Genomic DNA, 18,031 nt, shown 5'->3' with positions numbered 1-18,031 from the left:
TGAATAGCTACTACACAATCGAAATATGCTCTACGGGATGTAATGTACGGATTAACTGCTGTACTTGAATCGTTTCTAAATGTAATAAGTCATGAATAATTTTTTCTTTATGAGCCTCTTCTAAAGGCACTAAACTATTGAACTTATTAATAAAGTCCTGGCCTGTTAATGCATTTTCCGGATCCCCTTTAGGAAATCTGCTTTGCACAACGTCACTTGAACCATCCTGCCAATGAATTTGAATTTTCGCGCCCCACTCTTGCGGATATTGACTGTTAATATTTTTATCTACAGATACGGTCAGCTTTTCCATCAGCTTTCGAATGGTTGGGTCTTGCAATATATCTGCATTGAAGGCATCAAATCCTCCTTCACCGGTCCATAACGCTAAAGCAACACAAAATTGCATACTGAACTTTGCCGCATATATTGTTTGCGGACTTTTTGCATCCGTAATATCCAGCGCCACCTGATATGCTCCTACTTCGACTGATTTTATAAAATCAATGCCATTTTTCTCTACTTTTTTATGCAGTTCAAGCGCCAAGTCCATTGCGGCATGGGTATGACGACAAGATGCATGGACTTTAAAGGCATTTTCGGTAATTTTGTATTGCTTACCTAATTTTTCGGTCATACGTGTTACATCGTACTCGTCACTCATTGCTTCAAAAAATCCTCTACGCCCTTCCAAAATGGCTGTTGCTCCTGTAAAACCCTGCTGTGCTAACAGAGCACTTAAAATACCATTCATCGCTGCTTTACCAGGATGCAATTGCTTGCTCATGGCGCCATCCTCGATAAATTCCCACAACCCTGCAGCTTGAGTGCCGGCAGAACCAAATGCTTGGACAATTTGTTCTTTGGATAAATCCAATAACTTTGACACTGCTGCTGCCGCGCCGAATGTTCCGCAGGTTGCCGTATTATGAAAGTAGTAATAGTGGGAAGGCGTGACCGTTTCTCCTACGCGAAACGCCACTTCATATCCCACAATAATGGCCTCGATCAATTGTTTGCCGGATAAATTTTTCCATTCTGCAATGGCAATCGCTGCAGGCATAATAACAGTTGCCGCATGCACAATGGATGCTTTATGAATATCGTCGAGCTCTATTACGTGACTCGCGCCGCCATTAATGAACGCTGCATTTGTTATGCTCGTCTTCAACCCCGTTACTGCCGTTGCCTGTTGTTCTCCGCCTATTAATTGCGCAACTTGTTCCATCATCCGAACAGGTTCTGCTTCCTGACCTTTCAGTAAAGACGAATAATAATCGACAATGCATAGCTTCGTAAACTGTACAACATCCTGCGGTATATCCTCGAAACGTACATCCGCAATATATTGTGCCAATTGCTCACTTAATGTCATGAACATAATCCCTCCCTAACAGTTCTTCATTATGCTCCCCTAACAATGGTGCAGGGGTGGTAGGTGTTATATCACAATTTGAAAACGTTAGAGGAATTCTCGTTGCATACATTTCCTTATCACGTATATGTGGTAGACGTACAATCAGTTTATTTTCTATTTGCTGCGGATCCACTAGTACATCTTTCATTGTTTTCACTTGCGCTACTGGTACACCGCCAGCTTCCAGTGCTTGAATGAGTGCCTCGCTTTTTTCCGTCATTGTTATTTGTTCAATTTCCTTACTAAGAAGTAAACGGTTTTTAACTCGTTCTTCATTCGTATGGTAGAGGCCATCTTCAATCCATTCGTGTTTTTGCAATACTTCGCAAAGTTTTTCGAATAATTTATTGTTCGAGATGCCGATCATGATGGCACCATCTGAAGTTTGAAATGCCCCATAAGGCGCAAATGCCCCATGATTGGAACCTAGTTTTTCGGGATTTTCACCTGTTAACTTTGTTGAAAGTAAATGATAGTTCGCCCAAAATACCCCGGTCTCATACAAAGAGGTCGACACAAGGCTGCCCTCATCTGTTTTATGACGTTGTAAAATGGCAGATACAATACCAAGCGCCCCCCACATGGCACTTCCCTGATCAATTAATGAAACCGGCACTCTTGCTAAATCAGTACTTCCTGTAATACTCATAATGCCTGTTTCAGCTTGCATAATGGCATCATAGCCTGGATATTTTTTCTTTGGACCGTTTTGGCCATAGGCGGATAAGGAACAATAGATTAGTTTCGGATTGATTTGCTTTACCGCTTCATAATCGATGCCTAGTTTTTGTGCTACACCCAACCGGTAATTTTCCACGAAGACATCTGCTGTTTTTATGAGTCCCATTAACTTTCCGCGGTCAGAATCTTCTTTCATGTTGAGGGTGACCGATTTTTTTTGCCTGTTAATGTTCAAAAAATACACGCCATCTTCCTGATATTTAGGCTCCATCTTCCTCGCTTCATCGCCGCTCAGCTTTTCTACTTTGATCACTTCGGCACCTAAATCGGCTAAAATCATTGTTAATGTCGGCCCTGAAATATTTGTTGTCATATCGAGAACACGTATCCCTTGTAATGGTTTCATTTCAGCCCTCCTTAAACTAAACTGTAAGCGAAATTTGCCACGTCCTTTAATTTTTCCTGGTGGATATTTGTTTTTACTTCCATTGCTTCAAACAGCTCCACCACTTTCTCTGTTGCTACATTTCCAGTAGCCCCAGGTGAGAACGGACAACCGCCAAGACCAGCAATCGAACTATCAAACTTCTCTATTCCCGCATTTAATGCGGCAATAATATTTGCATAGGCAAAACCGTTTGTATCATGGAAATGAGCCACGAATGTTGTATCCGGAAAATCTTTTTTCAATGCGCTGAACCGTTCATACACAATGCGCGGATTTGCCTGTCCATTCGTATCACCAATTGAAATTTCATCAGCCCCGTCATTTACAAATTGCGCTACGACCCGCTTAACTTGCTCATAGGAAATGGCTCCTTCATACGGACAGCTAAAACACATCGACACATAGCCACGAATAAACTTTTTCTGAGCTTTTGCATGCCGGAACATTTCGCTGCATTCTGCCAAAGACTCTTCAATGGAACGCTTAATATTTTTTTGGTTGAATGTCTCACTTGCCCCGACGAATACCGCAATCTGCGGTACACCTGCATCAATGGCACGCTCCAGTGCTTTCATATTTGGGGTTAAAGCGATATATTCCATTTCCAGTTCATTGCAAAATGCCGTAATTTTCTGTGCGTCCGCCATTTGCGGGACAATTTTCGGATGAACAAACGATGCCGTTTCAATACGCTGAAAGCCCGCTTCATATAATTGCTTGATTAACCGTTTCTTTTCCTCTGTTGGCACAAAGCGTGATTCATTTTGCAAACCGTCGCGTGGACCTACTTCAATAATTTCAACTTGCTTTGGAAAGTGCATGATTTTCACCTCAATAAGATTTTGGAAGTTTTAATATATGTTCTCCGACGTATGATAAAATCAGGTTTGTTGAAATTGGAGCTACTTGATATAGCCGCGTCTCTTTAAATTTCCGCTCAATATCATATTCTGCGGCAAAGCCAAAGCCGCCATATGTTTGAATGGCTACATTGGCTGCCTCCCATGATGCATCTGCAGCGAGTAACTTCGCCATATTGGCCTCTGCCCCGCAAGCTTGCCGGCGATCATAAAGTTCCGCAGCTTTTATGCGCATTAAGTCTGCCGCTTCAATATGGATATGCGCCTGGGCAATCGGAAATTGTATTCCTTGGTTTTGACCGATTGGACGATCAAAAACAACCCGTTCTTTTGCATAATTTGTTGCCCGTTCAATAAACCAGCGACCATCACCGATACATTCCGCAGCAATTAAAATCCGCTCGGCATTCATTCCGTCCAAAATATAGCGGAATCCTTTTCCTTCTTCACCAATCAAATTTTCTACCGGCACCCTTAAGTTGTCGATAAATAATTCTGTTGTCGCATGGTTCATCATTGTTTTGATTGGGCGTATTTCTAAACCATTTCCAACTGCTTCATTCAAATCAACAATTAACACAGACAAGCCATCACTCTTTTTAACGCATTGGTCTTTCGGTGTTGTACGAACTAGTAGAATCATTAAATCCGAATGCTCTGCACGGGAAATGAATACCTTTTGACCATTCACGATATAATGGTCGCCATCGCGTTTCGCAAACGTTTTTAAGTTTGTTGTGTCCGTGCCAGTATTAGGCTCTGTCACCCCAAATGCTTGTAAACGAAGCGATCCGTCCGCAATCTTCGGCAAATATTTTTCCTTTTGTGCCGGAGAACCATGCCGTAAAATTGTTCCCATCGTATACATTTGTGCATGACATGCGCCCGCATTCCCGCCTGAGCGGTTAATCTCTTCTAAAATTACGGATGCTTCCAGTATTCCTAAACCCGATCCACCATATTGTTCAGGTATTAAAGCTCCTAAAAAGCCTGCCTGCGTAATCGACTCCACAAATTCGGTCGGATATCCGTCGATCTCATCCAACTTCCGCCAGTATTCACCATCAAAACGTTTACAAACTGCTCTTACACCTTCACGAAGTTCTTCTAAAAATGCCAGATTCTCTGTTAACATCATTTGAGTTCCTCCTACCGTCCGATAAAATTAGGTTTTCTTTTTTCGTTAAATGCTAAAATACCTTCCATTCGATCCTCAGAATAAATAACCTCGTTGTAAGTTTCGATTTCAATACGGAATGCTTCAGATGCTTTCAATGAACTGACTTCTGCTACTTTTTTAACACCTTGAACTCCTAAAGGTGCATTGCCTGCAATTTTTTCGGCTAATTCAATTGCGATATTCATTACTTCTTCTGATTCGACAATTCGATTAAATAACCCTGCGTTCTGTGCTTCTTCTGCGGATACAATCCTACCTGTAAATAGCCATTCTTTTGCGGTATGAAGCGGTATACGTTTTGGCAGTAGACGTGCTCCCCCTCCGCCTGGCATAATACCTCGAGTGACCTCTGTTAGCCCTACTTTTGTATTTTTACCAGCAACAATTAAGTCCATATTTAAAGCAAGTTCAAACCCTCCTGCAAGAGTATAGCCATTGATCGCAGCAATGGTAGGTTGCTTGCAATTGGCTACTGCCTGGAACATCTGTTCAAATAAATGATGCTGTTTTGTCCACTCTGCCTCACTCATCCCTTTCCGTTCTTTTAAATCCGCGCCTGAACAAAAGGCATCTTCAGTGGAGGAAGTTAAAATGACGACGCGTACCGGCTGCTCATTGAATGACTGAAATACAGTTAACAGCTGCTTCGCCATATCCGTGTTAAATGCATGGCGCATCTCCGGTCGATTTAACGTAACAATCGCAATTTTCTCTTCATATTCATATGAAACTTGAATATATTCCATTCGTTCACTTCCCGTCCTGTGAGATTACTTGATCGATCAAAGGCTTCATGATATTTGGTGCATAGCCTTTTTTATAAATCATCATCGTACGTTTAAAATGAATGACAATTTGCCCGTCCTGATTGTAGCCAGTTGTTTTCACTTCGATAATTCCGACGTTATTCCGCTTAGCACTCTCCCTTTTCGATAAGATTTCTGTATAGGAGTAAATGGTATCGCCTTCAAAAACCGGGTGCGGAAGCCGAACTTCATCCCAGCCAAGATTGGCCATTACATTTTGGGAAATATCCGAAACAGATTGTCCCGTTACAAGAGCAATAGTAAATGCGGAATTCACAATTGCCTTTTGAAACTCTGTTTGCTTTGCGTAATGGTGATCAAAATGAATAGGGTTTGTATTTTGCGTCAGCTGTGTAAACCAGCTATTATCAGTCTGCGAAATTGTTCTGCCTAACGCATGTGCAATTTTATCGCCTACTTCAAAGTCTTCATAAAACCGTCCTTGCCATCCAATTTGAATTTGTTGCTCCATCACAACATCCCCCTTTAAAGTTTGCATAGTTTTCCTGTATATTGTATATTGGATCCAAAATACAACACACAATGAGGTGTTTTTATGAAATTTGATCATGATTTAACTGCTGAAACATTACCCTCGAAAATTTACCGGATTCTGCGTGAAGCAATTATTAAAGGTCAGCTACAACCTGGCGAACGCCTAGTCCAGGATGAATTGGCGAAGACATTAAACGTTAGCAGAATGCCAATCCGGGAAGCGATAAAACAGTTGGCTGCTGAAGGCTATGTCACAGTTGAGCCGCATAAAGGGGCTGTCGTCAAACAATTTACAATACACGAACTGGAAGAGATTTATTTTTTACGAGCAAAATTTGAGCCACTGGCGGCTGCCGAAAGTTTGAAAACGATGTCATCACAACTAGTAAATCAGTTGCGTAATCTTAACGAGAAAATGAAGAAAACGGATGATACAGATGAATATATTCAGCTTAATATTCAATTTCATCATCTGTTAATAAAAGACTGTCCTTGGGGGAAATTAAATAATATTATTGAAAATTTGTGGACCGGTTTCCCTCAACAAACACCACATCTTTTACCTAACCAAATTGCTACTTCCATTAGTGAACACGATTTAATGGTGGAAGCTTTGGCTAACAATAACATCGAGCTTACATGCCAATTACTAGAGCAACATATTACACGTGCAAAATATGATGTCCTTAAAAACTTTATTCAATAAAATCTAGAAATCTTAAAATATTGTATCCAATATCCTATTTTCTCGAATATAACAAAATATTCTCGTTTTGTAAAACAAATTACTAAATATTCCGAAATATCTTTACCGCAGAAAATAAAAAAAGTGTGTTGAAATTGTTGTTTCAACACACTTTTTAATTTACTTAAATTATTTTGCAATAATGACTTCTACGCCACCCATGTATGGACGTAATACTTCTGGAATAACAACAGAACCATCTTCTTGCTGGTAATTTTCCAAAATTGCCGCTACTGTACGACCAATTGCTAGACCTGAACCGTTTAATGTATGAACGAATTCCGGCTTTGCTCCTGCTTCACGACGGAAACGGATATTGGCACGACGCGCTTGGAAATCTTCGAAGTTTGAACAAGAAGAAATTTCACGGTACATGTTTTGAGCTGGAATCCATACTTCTAAATCGTATTTTTTCGCGGCTGTGAACCCTAAATCAGCTGTACACATTTTTAATTTACGGTATGGTAATCCTAAAAGCTGTAATACCTTTTCAGCATGACCTGTTAAAATTTCAAGTTGCTCATAAGATTCTTCCGGTTTAACAAAGCGAACTAATTCTACTTTATTGAACTGATGCTGACGGATCAGTCCACGTGTATCACGACCTGCAGAGCCTGCTTCTGAACGGAAGTTAGCGCTGAATGCAGAGAACGCTTGCGGCAGCATATCCGCTGATAAAATTTCATCACGGTAATAGTTTGTTACCGGTACTTCAGCAGTTGGAATCAAGTAATAATCCATTTCATCTTCTTCACGAACTAATTTAAATACATCTTCTTCAAACTTCGGTAATTGGCCTGTACCCGTCAGTGAATCGCGGTTAACGATTTGCGGTGGCAGCATTTCTGTATAGCCATGCTGGTCTGAATGAAGATCCATCATGAAGTTCAGTAAAGCACGCTCTAAACGTGCGCCTAAACCTTTATAGAACAAGAAACGGCTTCCCGTAACTTTAGCTCCGCGCTCAAAGTCTACGATATCTAAATCTTTGGCAATATCCCAATGTGCTTTTGCTTCAAAATTAAATGCCGGCACATCGCCCCAAGTGTACTCTTCCACATTATCATCTTCTTCTGTGCCAACAGGTACTGATTCATGCGGGATGTTCGGCAAACGCATCATCATATCTTTAAATTCATCTTCAATGGCATTTAACTCGGCATCCAATGCTTTAATTTCATCGCCTACTTCGCGCATACGTGCAATTACTTCTGATGCATCTTCTTTGTTACGTTTCATAACAGAAATTTGCTCAGACACTTTATTGCGCTCTGCTTTCAATACTTCTGTTTTGGCGATTAATTCACGACGTTTCGTATCTAAGCTTTCGAAGTTGTCCAAATTCCCTAAATCTTCATTGCGTGTAAGAAGCATACGTTTTACTTCTTCAAAATTGTCACGGACGCGTTTAATATCTAACATAGTTTTTTCCTCCTAAAATTTATGAAATGATGATCTTGAGCACTTTTTTACATTAATGTACTAGCGGATTAAATACAAAAAAGCCCTCAATCCCTATGAAAGGGACGAGAGCTACCCGCGTTGCCACCCTAATTGAATAGAAAAAATCTATTCCTCTTAACAATTAACGACTTTGGTAAGCCGGCTTCCACCTACTATTATTTCGGAAAAAGCATCTCAAGGACGGATTCACAAGTGTTTTTATCAGCTTCCACCAACCGCTGACTCTCTGAAAAAAACGGGCTTGCTACTACTTCCTATCATCGAATTCATTTATAAATTTAACCATACTGTACTATAAAACCATATACATTTGCAAGTTCCGATGAAAACATTCATTAATTTTCTACAACATGCTATACTTTTCTGACACCATCAATATTAGTTAAAATTGAAATTTCATTAAGGTTACATAAGGAGGATAAGAAAATGCTTTTCTTTCAGCTTCAAAAGGACCATACGATACCACTATATGAACAACTGTATATCGGCATAAAAAATGCGATTACTAACAACCAGCTGGCTGTAGGTGTGCGTTTGCCTTCTAAACGGGAACTGGCGGATTTTTTCAATATAAGTCAAACAACGGTCGAGCTCGCCTATTCGCAGCTGTTGGCGGAAGGTTATATTATATCAAAACCGCGTGTCGGTTACTTCGTTGAAGAAATAGATTCATTACCTTACCGCCAAAGTGATATCGCGAACAAAGAAATTAAAAAGACAACAGAAACTATGGAATATAAAATTGACTTCTCCTCTGCAAAAATTGATGAGGATGCTTTTCCTTTTACGATATGGCGTAAATATGCAAAGGATGTTCTGGATAGACCTTTCAAACATTTACTGCAAACTGGGGAACGTCAAGGTGAGCATGCACTACGTATTGAAATTGCAAATTATTTACACCAATCGCGCGGGATCGAGTGTGAGCCAGAGCAAATCGTCATTGGTTCCGGTACTGAGCAGTTACTGCCTATGATTTTAAAAATTTTAGATACTAATTCCCAGCTCGCCTTTGAAAATCCAGGTTATTCACCTATTCCACGTCATCAATTAGGGCAGCTCGCTATCCCGATTTCTGTTGATACGGATGGAATTGTTGTTGAACAATTGCAGAAAACGAATGCCAATGTCGTGTATATAACACCTTCGCATCAATTCCCGACTGGTGCGGTTCTTTCAGCTAACCGACGGACACAATTATTGAACTGGGCAGCAAAAGCACCAGATCGTTTTATAATTGAAGATGATTACGATAGTGAATTTCGCTATATTGGAAAGCCAATTCCGGCTCTTAGAGGACTTGATGTAAATGATCGTGTCATTTATTTAAGTACCTTTACAAAATCATTGATGCCATCATTGCGCGTTGCTTTTTTCGTCTTGCCGCCGACACTTGTTCAACGCTATCAGGAGCATTTCAATTACTATTCTTCTACCGTTCCGCGGTTTGAACAGCACATTTTAGCGAAATTTATGAAAGACGGACACTTTGCCAAACATTTAAACCGTATGCGTAAAATTTATCGCAAAAAGCATGATAAATGCATTGAAGTCTTTTCAAATCATTACCCCCAAATCACGATTTCCGGGGATGCTGCCGGTACAAACATACTTGTTGCCTTCCGCCATGAGAAATCAGAACGGGAACTGCAACAGGTTGCACGCCAGAATGGCATTCATATTTTACCGTTATCGAATTATTATTTAACAGAGCAGCATTACTCCAAAAGAACGTTTTTATTAGGATTTGGCAATTTGCAGCTTCATGATATTGAGCCGAACATTCATCAGCTAATGAAAATTTGGAGGATTTCTAAAAAGTTAATATAGAAGGGATTTTTAAAGAGACGTTCCGTATGTGAACGTCTCTTTATGTTGTAATAATATTGATGCGGTATTGCTCGACCCATTCATGTAATTGTATAAAGTAGGCGATGAGCTGAGGCCCCGCCATTAACTGGCCAAACCAAGGAATTTGAAACGATTGGCCATTTGTAGCTAATAATTGCTCTAACTGCTCTTTTTCAAACAATTCATGGAGAACTGAGTGTTTCTGCCTTAAAATTTGCTGCAGTCGCTGATGAACGAGTTCTGTATATTTTGGGTGGTACGTTTTTGGATACGGATTTTTCTTACGTTCCACGACTTCCTTCGGTAAAATATCCTGAAATGCCTTTCGTAAAATCCCTTTTTCCATGCCGCCGCTATTTTTCATTTCCCAAGGAATATTCCATACATACTCAATTATCGTATGATCTGCAAACGGTACCCGGACTTCCATACTTGCGCCCATTGTCATCCGGTCATTTCTCTCCAATAATGTCTGCATAAAAAACTGGTTATTTAAATAAAACAGCTGCTGACGTTCCTGCTCTTCTTTACTTCCTAAAAATGCAGGCATTCCCTTAACTGCCTCTTCATAAGTACTTTGCATAAACTGCGGCAATTGCAGACGCTTTTGCCAATCTGCTTTAAATAACTGTTCACGTTCCTTAGTGGAGCGTAGCCACGGGAAGAGTGTTCCCTTTTTTCCTTCATAAAACCATGGGTAACCACCAAATACTTCGTCCGCACATTCACCGGATAACGCTACCGTATGTTCTTTTTTCATCTCTTTGCAGAATAAATAAAACGAGCTGTCAATATCCGCCATACTCGGCATATCTTTTAAACGCATCGCCTGTTCCAGAGCTTCTACTAATTCTTGTTGAGTCAATGTCACTTGTCGGTGTTTTGTCTGAAATGCCTGTTGCATTTTGCCGATCCAGTATTCATCCTGAGTCGTTTGAAATGAATTTTGCATAAAGTGTTGGTCATTTTCTTCAAATGCTACGGAATACGTTGATAATGTTTTCTGTTCTTTCGCTAGTTGCCGGGCAGCAACCGCCGTAATGATACTTGAATCAAGCCCGCCTGAAAGCATTGTACTGAGCGGCACATCACTTATTAATTGACGGATAATCGCATTTGTTACGAGTTCCCGGACATTCTCAATCGTTTCTGCCTCTGAGTGCTCATGTTGTTTACTTTCAATATCCCAATACTGCCAGCTTTTCCTGAAATCCTTCCGCACTATCATTGCATATGCGGGTTTAACTTCCTTAATCCCTTTAAATATGGCATGCCCTACAATACGGGAAGGACCAAGACTGAATAATGCGGCAAGCCCTTCTGCATCAACTTCCGTCTTTACAGCAGGATGTGCCAGGATCCCTTTTATTTCAGAGCTGAACAATAGCCCATCCGGAAGCTCATAGTAAAATAGAGGCTTTACCCCTAGCCGGTCACGACATAGAAACAACGAGTGCTCCTGCTCATTCCATACAGCAAAAGCAAATATTCCATTTAAGTACTCCATACAGCGTTCTTTCCACTCAACATACGCCATTAAAATGACTTCTGTATCGGATGATGTATGAAAGGAATGGCCTAGACTTTTAAGCTGTTCGCGAAGCTCATTTGCATTGTAAACTTCGCCATTGTACACAATGGTCAACTCACCGCGTGTCATTGGCTGGCTTCCAGTCACTAAATCGATAATTGCAAGCCGTTTATGGCCTAATAAAGCATGTTTGCTTATAAAGTACCCTTCACTATCCGGACCTCGGTGTAAAAGCGTCCTCGTCATTTTTTTTATCATCGATTCCTCATTTACTAAATGAGTCGAGAAATCGATCCAACCTGATATTCCACACATGATTATTATCCCTCCATGTATCAATGTATGTTTTGTATGGATTATCGACAAATTGTCCCATTCGAAAAAATTCATTCTGACAAAAAAAAGAGCCTTTCTACAAGTGTTTACTTGTAAAAAAGCTCATTTATTATTTAATTAAATTACCTGCAAATCCGAATACACCATCCCATAGGTTACCAAAAAAGCTTCCGATACCTTGGAACATTAATGATATTTTCCCTGCACGTTCTACTGGTTCTGTCGTCACAACATCTGCAACAATACCATTGCCGTCAATATAGCCAAAATCTACACCTTCTGTAGGTGCAAGTACAGCCTGTCCGACAACTTGGTCTTTCTCAATACCTGCTTCAATTTCTTTCTTGTCCAATGTTAATGTCGGAACGTATGAATCTTTTTCGCTTGTTTTCACCATTACAGAAACTGGCTCTTTTACAGCAATTTTGACAGAGTCCTCTTTCCCTTTTATAACAGGAATTGATTTTTGCTCTTCAAATACATAGTTTCCTGGAAGAAGTTCTACTTTTGAAAATTGACCAAATCCATAATCGAATAACTTCGCTGTCGCATCAAAACGTGCTTTATAAGAACCTACACCATTTGAATCCACTGCCTTCATAACAACAGCAATTAAACGTGTATCTCCGCGTTTAGCCGTACCTGTAAACGTATGACCAGCAAAATCTGTCGTACCCGTTTTTAACCCGTCTACGCCTTCATATTCATATACAAGGCCTGGTAGCATGAAGTTCCAGTTGGACATACTAATTGCATCCGAAGTTCCTTCACGGAATACTTTCTTCGGAATCTTTGCTGTTTCTAACATTTCAGGATGATCTTTTAATAAGTTGTATGCTAATTTTGCTACAGAACGAGCAGGCATAACGTTTTCATCCTTTTCTCCAGTACCTTCTGGATGCATGCCTTGTAAGTCAGCATTATTTAAGCCTGTTGCGTTTACAAACTTGTAATTTTCCAAACCAAGTTCTTCTGCTTTTTTATCCATCAATTTCAGGAATTCTTTTTCTGTACCTGCAATTGTTTCTGCAATCGCAATTGTAGCAGCATTTGCAGAATAGATTGCCATTGCTTCATATAATTCTTTAATCGTATACGTACCATCCGCACGTAACGGCACATTACTCAATAAACGATTTTGGGAAACTTTATATGTATACTCTGTTACATTATATTCCTGATCCCATGAAATTGAGCCTTCTTTGATTGCATCAAGTAATAGATATTCTGTCATCATTTTCGTCATACTTGCAATACCTAAAGCTGTTTCCGCATTTTGCTCATATAAAATTTTTCCTGTATCTGCGTCAATCAAAATTGCTGCATCTACCGTTAATCCTAAATCCGTTGCTGCATTTGTCTTAGCAGGTGTCATCGCCAGCATGCTAAGTATTAAAATCGGGATTAAGGCAATACTTAAAACCGTTTGCTTTTTTACCTTCTTCACAAAGCTACCTCCAAATTTTTAATCTTGTCTAACGTCATTTTATCATACATAAGTAGTTGTATGTGACCTTCTGTTAATAAAAAAACGTTACTATCTTCAATTTGACGATAGTAACGTTTGAAAGTTTCCTAGCAATTATTGTAAAGAGTAGTTTGGTGATTCTTTTGTGATTTGTACATCATGTGGATGTGATTCACGTAGTCCTGCACCTGACATTTTGATGAACTGTGATTTTTCACGTAATTGTTCTAAATTCGGTGCACCGCAGTAACCCATTCCGGCACGTACACCACCAACTAATTGATGAATTGTATCTGCTAAAGGCCCTTTGTATGGTAAACGTCCTTCAATTCCTTCTGGAACGAGCTTTTTCGCATCTTCTTGGAAGTAACGGTCTTTAGAACCTTTTTCCATTGCACCAAGTGAACCCATTCCACGGTATACTTTAAAGCGGCGTCCTTGGAAGATTTCTGTTTCACCAGGAGATTCAGACGTTCCGGCTAATAATGAACCTAACATTACAGTATGTCCACCTGCAGCTAAAGCTTTTACGATATCTCCTGAATACTTGATACCACCATCAGCAATAATTGTTTTACCTAATTCACGTGCAACTGATGCTGCATCGTAAACAGCTGTAATTTGTGGTACACCAACACCTGCAACAACTCGAGTTGTACAAATAGAACCAGGTCCGATACCTACTTTTACAACATCGGCACCAGCTTCAAACAGTGCACGTGTCCCTTCAGCAGTTGCAACATTGCCTGCGATAATATCCAAGTCCGGATAAGCTGCACGAATATCTTTGATTGTATTTAAAACTCCCTGAGAATGACCATGTGCTGTATCAATAACAACGATATCCACCTGTGCTTCCACTAACTTAGCAATACGCATCATTGTATCTTTTGAAACACCAACCGCCGCTCCTACAACTAATCGGCCGTGGCTATCTTTCGCAGCATTTGGAAACTCAATTACTTTTTCGATATCTTTAATTGTGATTAAGCCTGTTAACTTCCCAGCTTCATCAACTAGCGGTAACTTTTCGATCTTATATTGCTGAAGGATTTTTTCTGCATCTTCTAAAGTTGTCCCTACAGGAGCAATGATTAAATCTTCTTTTGTCATTACATCATCAATTTTTAATGAGTAATCTGAAATGAAGCGTAAATCACGGTTTGTAATAATACCCACTAACTTCTGATCTTCCATGTTATTTACAATAGGGACACCTGAAATGCGGTATTTGCCCATCAAATGCTCTGCATCGAATACTTGATGTTCTGGAGTAAGGAAGAAAGGATTTGTAATAACGCCATTTTCAGAACGTTTTACTTTTTCGACTTCTTCTGCTTGTTCATCAATACTCATATTTTTATGAATAATACCAATTCCACCTTGACGAGCCATGGCAATTGCCATTTTTGATTCGGTTACAGTATCCATACCTGCAGAGATCAGCGGAATGTTTAACTTAATGTTGTCAGTTAGATTTACAGATAAATTAACATCTTTCGGTAACACTTCAGAGTGTCCTGGCACTAATAGTACATCATCAAAAGTTAAACCTTCTTTAGCAAATTTTGTTTCCCACATTGTTAAGAATGCCTCCTATTTATAAAAGAATATTATTGTAAGGTTACCTCCGAGGGACATCACTGTCAAGAATCTTTAAAAAATAAAATAATTCGGAATATTATATTATTTGGTTTTTTCTTCGTATGTACGGAAAATAAGTAGTTTATAACAAAAAACCCACTGATTCCTCAGCGGGTTTGCATTGTGCGAAGCGACGTCCTACTCTCACAGGGGGAAGCCCCCAACTACCATCGGCGCTAAAGAGCTTAACTTCCGTGTTCGGTATGGGAACGGGTGTGACCTCTTTGCCATCATCACTTCACTATTTTCGGCTTCCAATTCACGGCGCTATCCTTCGTCAACTTCCCTCGTTCTTTCAGTCACGTACTTAAGTACGCTCCTTCAATCACTCAGTCGTTTCCTCGACTAGCTTGTGTCTTGAAACCCTTAGAAAGATCATTCTTTCAAAACTGGATAAACGTTTCATTGAATTTGTGCAATAAAATGTGGTTAAGTCCTCGACCGATTAGTATTCGTCAGCTGCATGCGTCACCGCACTTCCACCTCGAACCTATCTACCTGATCGTCTTTCAGGGGTCTTACTTACTTGCGTAATGGGAAATCTCATCTTGAGGGGGGCTTCATGCTTAGATGCTTTCAGCACTTATCCCGTCCATACATAGCTACCCAGCGATGCCTTTGGCAAGACAACTGGTACACCAGCGGTATGTCCATCCCGGTCCTCTCGTACTAAGGACAGCTCCTCTCAAATTTCCTACGCCCACGACGGATAGGGACCGAACTGTCTCACGACGTTCTGAACCCAGCTCGCGTACCGCTTTAATGGGCGAACAGCCCAACCCTTGGGACCGACTACAGCCCCAGGATGCGATGAGCCGACATCGAGGTGCCAAACCTCCCCGTCGATGTGGACTCTTGGGGGAGATAAGCCTGTTATCCCCGGGGTAGCTTTTATCCGTTGAGCGATGGCCCTTCCATGCGGAACCACCGGATCACTAAGCCCGTCTTTCGACCCTGCTCGACTTGTAGGTCTCGCAGTCAAGCTCCCTTATGCCTTTACACTCTACGAATGATTTCCAACCATTCTGAGGGAACCTTTGGGCGCCTCCGTTACTCTTTAGGAGGCGACCGCCCCAGTCAAACTGTCCGCCTGACACTGTCTCCTACCCCGCTAAGGGGCATGGGTTAGAAGTTCAATACAACCAGGGTAGTATCCCACCGACGCCTCCTTCGAAGCTGGCGCTCCGAGATCTCTGGCTCCTACCTATCCTGTACAAGTTGTACCAAAATTCAATATCAGGCTACAGTAAAGCTCCACGGGGTCTTTCCGTCCTGTCGCGGGTAACCTGCATCTTCACAGGTACTATAATTTCACCGAGTCTCTCGTTGAGACAGTGCCCAGATCGTTACGCCTTTCGTGCGGGTCGGAACTTACCCGACAAGGAATTTCGCTACCTTAGGACCGTTATAGTTACGGCCGCCGTTTACTGGGGCTTCAATTCACAGCTTCGCTTGCGCTAACCGCTCCTCTTAACCTTCCAGCACCGGGCAGGCGTCAGCCCCTATACGTCACCTTACGGTTTTGCAGAGACCTGTGTTTTTGCTAAACAGTCGCCTGGGCCTATTCACTGCGGCTTCTCTAGGCTATGCACCCAAAGAAGCACCCCTTCTCCCGAAGTTACGGGGTCATTTTGCCGAGTTCCTTAACGAGAGTTCTCTCGCACACCTTAGGATTCTCTCCTCGACTACCTGTGTCGGTTTGCGGTACGGGCACCTCTCACCTCGATAGAGGCTTTTCTTGGCAGTGTGAAATCAGGAACTTCGCTCATACGAGCTCGTCATCACAGCTCAACGTTATAGTATGCGGATTTGCCTACATACACGCCTTACTGCTTGAACACGCGCAACCAACGGCGTGCTTACCCTATCCTACTGCGTCCCCCCATTTCTCAAACGGTGAGGAGGTGGTACAGGAATATCAACCTGTTGTCCATCGCCTACGCCTATCGGCCTCGGCTTAGGTCCCGACTAACCCTGAGCGGACGAGCCTTCCTCAGGAAACCTTAGTCATACGGTGCATGGGATTCTCACCCATGTTTCGCTACTCATACCGGCATTCTCACTTCTAACCGCTCCACCAGTCCTTCCGGTCTGACTTCAACGCTGTTAGAACGCTCTCCTACCACGCATACTCAAAGTATGCATCCACAGCTTCGGTGAATCGTTTAGCCCCGATACATTTTCGGCGCAGCGTCACTCGACCAGTGAGCTATTACGCACTCTTTAAATGATGGCTGCTTCTAAGCCAACATCCTGGTTGTCTAAGCAACGCCACATCCTTTTCCACTTAACGATTACTTGGGGACCTTAGCTGGTGGTCTGGGCTGTTTCCCTCTTGACTACGGATCTTATCACTCGCAGTCTGACTCCCGTGTATAAATATCCGGCATTCGGAGTTTGTCTGAATTCGGTAAAGCGAGATGCCCCCCTAGTCCAAACAGTGCTCTACCTCCGGTATTCTCAATCACGAGGCTAGCCCTAAAGCTATTTCGGAGAGAACCAGCTATCTCCAGGTTCGATTGGAATTTCTCCGCTACCCACACCTCATCCCCGCACTTTTCAACGTGCGTGGGTTCGGGCCTCCAGTGAGTGTTACCTCACCTTCACCCTGGACATGGGTAGATCACCTGGTTTCGGGTCTACGACCACGTACTAATTCGCCCTATTCAGACTCGCTTTCGCTGCGGCTCCGTCTTCTCAACTTAACCTCGCACGTAATCGTAACTCGCCGGTTCATTCTACAAAAGGCACGCTATCACCCATTAACGGGCTCTAACTACTTGTAGGCACACGGTTTCAGGATCTATTTCACTCCCCTTCCGGGGTGCTTTTCACCTTTCCCTCACGGTACTGGTTCACTATCGGTCACTAGGTAGTATTTAGCCTTGGGAGATGGTCCTCCCGGATTCCGACGGAATTTCACGTGTTCCGCCGTACTCAGGATCCACTCTGGAGGGAATGAACTTTTGACTACAGGGCTTTTACCTTGTTTCGCGGACCTTTCCAAGTCGCTTCGTCTAATTCATTCTTTTGTAACTCCGTATAGAGTGTCCTACAACCCCAAAGAGCAAGCTCTTTGGTTTGGGCTCTTCCCGTTTCGCTCGC

The 18,031-nt window shown here is 41.8% G+C and carries 12 protein-coding genes, 2 rRNA genes and 1 other annotated feature (1 of these 15 running past the window's edge); of the genes, 2 read left to right on the top strand and 12 right to left on the bottom strand.

All coding sequences use genetic code 11. The annotated features are described in order from the left end of the window. Window positions 1-10: 10 nt before the first annotated feature. From MHH37_RS00110 to MHH37_RS00085, 6 genes are read right to left on the bottom strand one after another with little or no spacing between them, the layout of a single operon-like run. The gene (locus MHH37_RS00110; protein WP_342574526.1) at window positions 11-1,375 is read right to left on the bottom strand and encodes an MmgE/PrpD family protein; all 1,365 of its coding nucleotides are present in this window, start codon (window positions 1,373-1,375) and stop codon (window positions 11-13) included. Continuing rightward, window positions 1,362-2,504, bottom strand: coding sequence for a CoA transferase (locus tag MHH37_RS00105; protein WP_342574525.1), 1,143 nt, complete (start codon window positions 2,502-2,504; stop codon window positions 1,362-1,364). The genes MHH37_RS00110 and MHH37_RS00105 overlap by 14 nt, the downstream gene beginning before the upstream one ends. Window positions 2,505-2,515: 11 nt before the next feature. Beyond that, window positions 2,516-3,367: a hydroxymethylglutaryl-CoA lyase gene (locus MHH37_RS00100; protein WP_342574523.1), complete on the bottom strand. Its 852-nt coding sequence runs from the start codon at window positions 3,365-3,367 to the stop codon at window positions 2,516-2,518. 10 nt (window positions 3,368-3,377) lie between these two features. Further along, on the bottom strand, window positions 3,378-4,544 hold the full coding sequence (locus MHH37_RS00095; protein WP_342574521.1) for an acyl-CoA dehydrogenase family protein: 1,167 nt from the start codon (window positions 4,542-4,544) through the stop codon (window positions 3,378-3,380). Between the two features lie 11 nt (window positions 4,545-4,555). Next, window positions 4,556-5,332: an enoyl-CoA hydratase-related protein gene (locus MHH37_RS00090; protein ID WP_342574519.1), complete on the bottom strand. Its 777-nt coding sequence runs from the start codon at window positions 5,330-5,332 to the stop codon at window positions 4,556-4,558. A gap of 4 nt (window positions 5,333-5,336) precedes the next feature. Next, a complete protein-coding gene (locus MHH37_RS00085; RefSeq protein ID WP_014822334.1) occupies window positions 5,337-5,864 on the bottom strand; it encodes a MaoC family dehydratase in 528 nt (175 codons plus the stop codon). Window positions 5,865-5,948: 84 nt separating this feature from the next. Between MHH37_RS00085 and MHH37_RS00080 the strand changes: the two genes are divergently transcribed. Beyond that, window positions 5,949-6,593, top strand: a complete 645-nt coding sequence (locus tag MHH37_RS00080; protein WP_014822335.1) for a GntR family transcriptional regulator — start codon at window positions 5,949-5,951, stop codon at window positions 6,591-6,593. A 168-nt stretch (window positions 6,594-6,761) separates the two neighbouring features. Here MHH37_RS00080 and serS read toward each other — a convergent pair whose 3' ends face one another. Continuing rightward, a complete protein-coding gene (serS, locus tag MHH37_RS00075; protein ID WP_008408592.1) occupies window positions 6,762-8,054 on the bottom strand; it encodes a serine--tRNA ligase in 1,293 nt (430 codons plus the stop codon). A 97-nt stretch (window positions 8,055-8,151) separates the two neighbouring features. Then, window positions 8,152-8,366 (bottom strand) — a binding site (T-box leader). 156 nt (window positions 8,367-8,522) lie between these two features. Here serS and MHH37_RS00070 point away from each other — a divergent pair. Continuing rightward, a complete protein-coding gene (locus tag MHH37_RS00070; protein ID WP_342574517.1) occupies window positions 8,523-9,926 on the top strand; it encodes a PLP-dependent aminotransferase family protein in 1,404 nt (467 codons plus the stop codon). A 40-nt stretch (window positions 9,927-9,966) separates the two neighbouring features. On the opposite strand, the gene asnB is transcribed toward MHH37_RS00070, so the two are convergent. The 5 genes from asnB to MHH37_RS00045 form a co-directional block, all read right to left on the bottom strand. Next, window positions 9,967-11,793 (bottom strand): asparagine synthase (glutamine-hydrolyzing), encoded by a 1,827-nt coding sequence (asnB, locus tag MHH37_RS00065; protein WP_008408588.1) that lies wholly within the window; start codon window positions 11,791-11,793, stop codon window positions 9,967-9,969. Between the two features lie 130 nt (window positions 11,794-11,923). Beyond that, window positions 11,924-13,261, bottom strand: a complete 1,338-nt coding sequence (locus tag MHH37_RS00060) for a D-alanyl-D-alanine carboxypeptidase family protein (protein WP_008408587.1) — start codon at window positions 13,259-13,261, stop codon at window positions 11,924-11,926. Window positions 13,262-13,396: 135 nt separating this feature from the next. Continuing rightward, window positions 13,397-14,863, bottom strand: a complete 1,467-nt coding sequence (gene guaB, locus MHH37_RS00055; RefSeq protein WP_008408586.1) for an IMP dehydrogenase — start codon at window positions 14,861-14,863, stop codon at window positions 13,397-13,399. Between the two features lie 188 nt (window positions 14,864-15,051). Next, window positions 15,052-15,167: ribosomal RNA gene (gene rrf, locus MHH37_RS00050) — 5S ribosomal RNA — on the bottom strand. A gap of 184 nt (window positions 15,168-15,351) precedes the next feature. Continuing rightward, window positions 15,352-18,031: ribosomal RNA gene (locus tag MHH37_RS00045) — 23S ribosomal RNA — on the bottom strand (it continues 249 nt past the right edge of the window).

The organism is Solibacillus sp. FSL K6-1781, assembly GCF_038630735.1.
In the GTDB taxonomy this organism is placed as follows: domain Bacteria; phylum Bacillota; class Bacilli; order Bacillales_A; family Planococcaceae; genus Solibacillus; species Solibacillus silvestris.
The sequence above is the reverse complement of the archived record's forward strand: the minus strand, read 5'-3'. Positions and strand labels throughout refer to the sequence as shown.

Excerpts from the sequence above, each read along its gene's own strand:
- MHH37_RS00110 (WP_342574526.1), bottom strand. The coding sequence starts at position 1,375 with ATGACATTAAGTGAGCAATTGGCACAATATATTGCGGATGTACGTTTC.
- MHH37_RS00105 (WP_342574525.1), bottom strand. The coding sequence starts at position 2,504 with ATGAAACCATTACAAGGGATACGTGTTCTCGATATGACAACAAATATT.
- MHH37_RS00100 (WP_342574523.1), bottom strand. The coding sequence starts at position 3,367 with ATGCACTTTCCAAAGCAAGTTGAAATTATTGAAGTAGGTCCACGCGAC.
- MHH37_RS00095 (WP_342574521.1), bottom strand. The coding sequence starts at position 4,544 with ATGATGTTAACAGAGAATCTGGCATTTTTAGAAGAACTTCGTGAAGGT.
- MHH37_RS00090 (WP_342574519.1), bottom strand. The coding sequence starts at position 5,332 with ATGGAATATATTCAAGTTTCATATGAATATGAAGAGAAAATTGCGATT.
- MHH37_RS00085 (WP_014822334.1), bottom strand. The coding sequence starts at position 5,864 with ATGGAGCAACAAATTCAAATTGGATGGCAAGGACGGTTTTATGAAGAC.
- MHH37_RS00080 (WP_014822335.1), top strand. The coding sequence starts at position 5,949 with ATGAAATTTGATCATGATTTAACTGCTGAAACATTACCCTCGAAAATT.
- serS (WP_008408592.1), bottom strand. The coding sequence starts at position 8,054 with ATGTTAGATATTAAACGCGTCCGTGACAATTTTGAAGAAGTAAAACGT.
- MHH37_RS00070 (WP_342574517.1), top strand. The coding sequence starts at position 8,523 with ATGCTTTTCTTTCAGCTTCAAAAGGACCATACGATACCACTATATGAA.
- asnB (WP_008408588.1), bottom strand. The coding sequence starts at position 11,793 with ATGTGTGGAATATCAGGTTGGATCGATTTCTCGACTCATTTAGTAAAT.
- guaB (WP_008408586.1), bottom strand. The coding sequence starts at position 14,863 with ATGTGGGAAACAAAATTTGCTAAAGAAGGTTTAACTTTTGATGATGTA.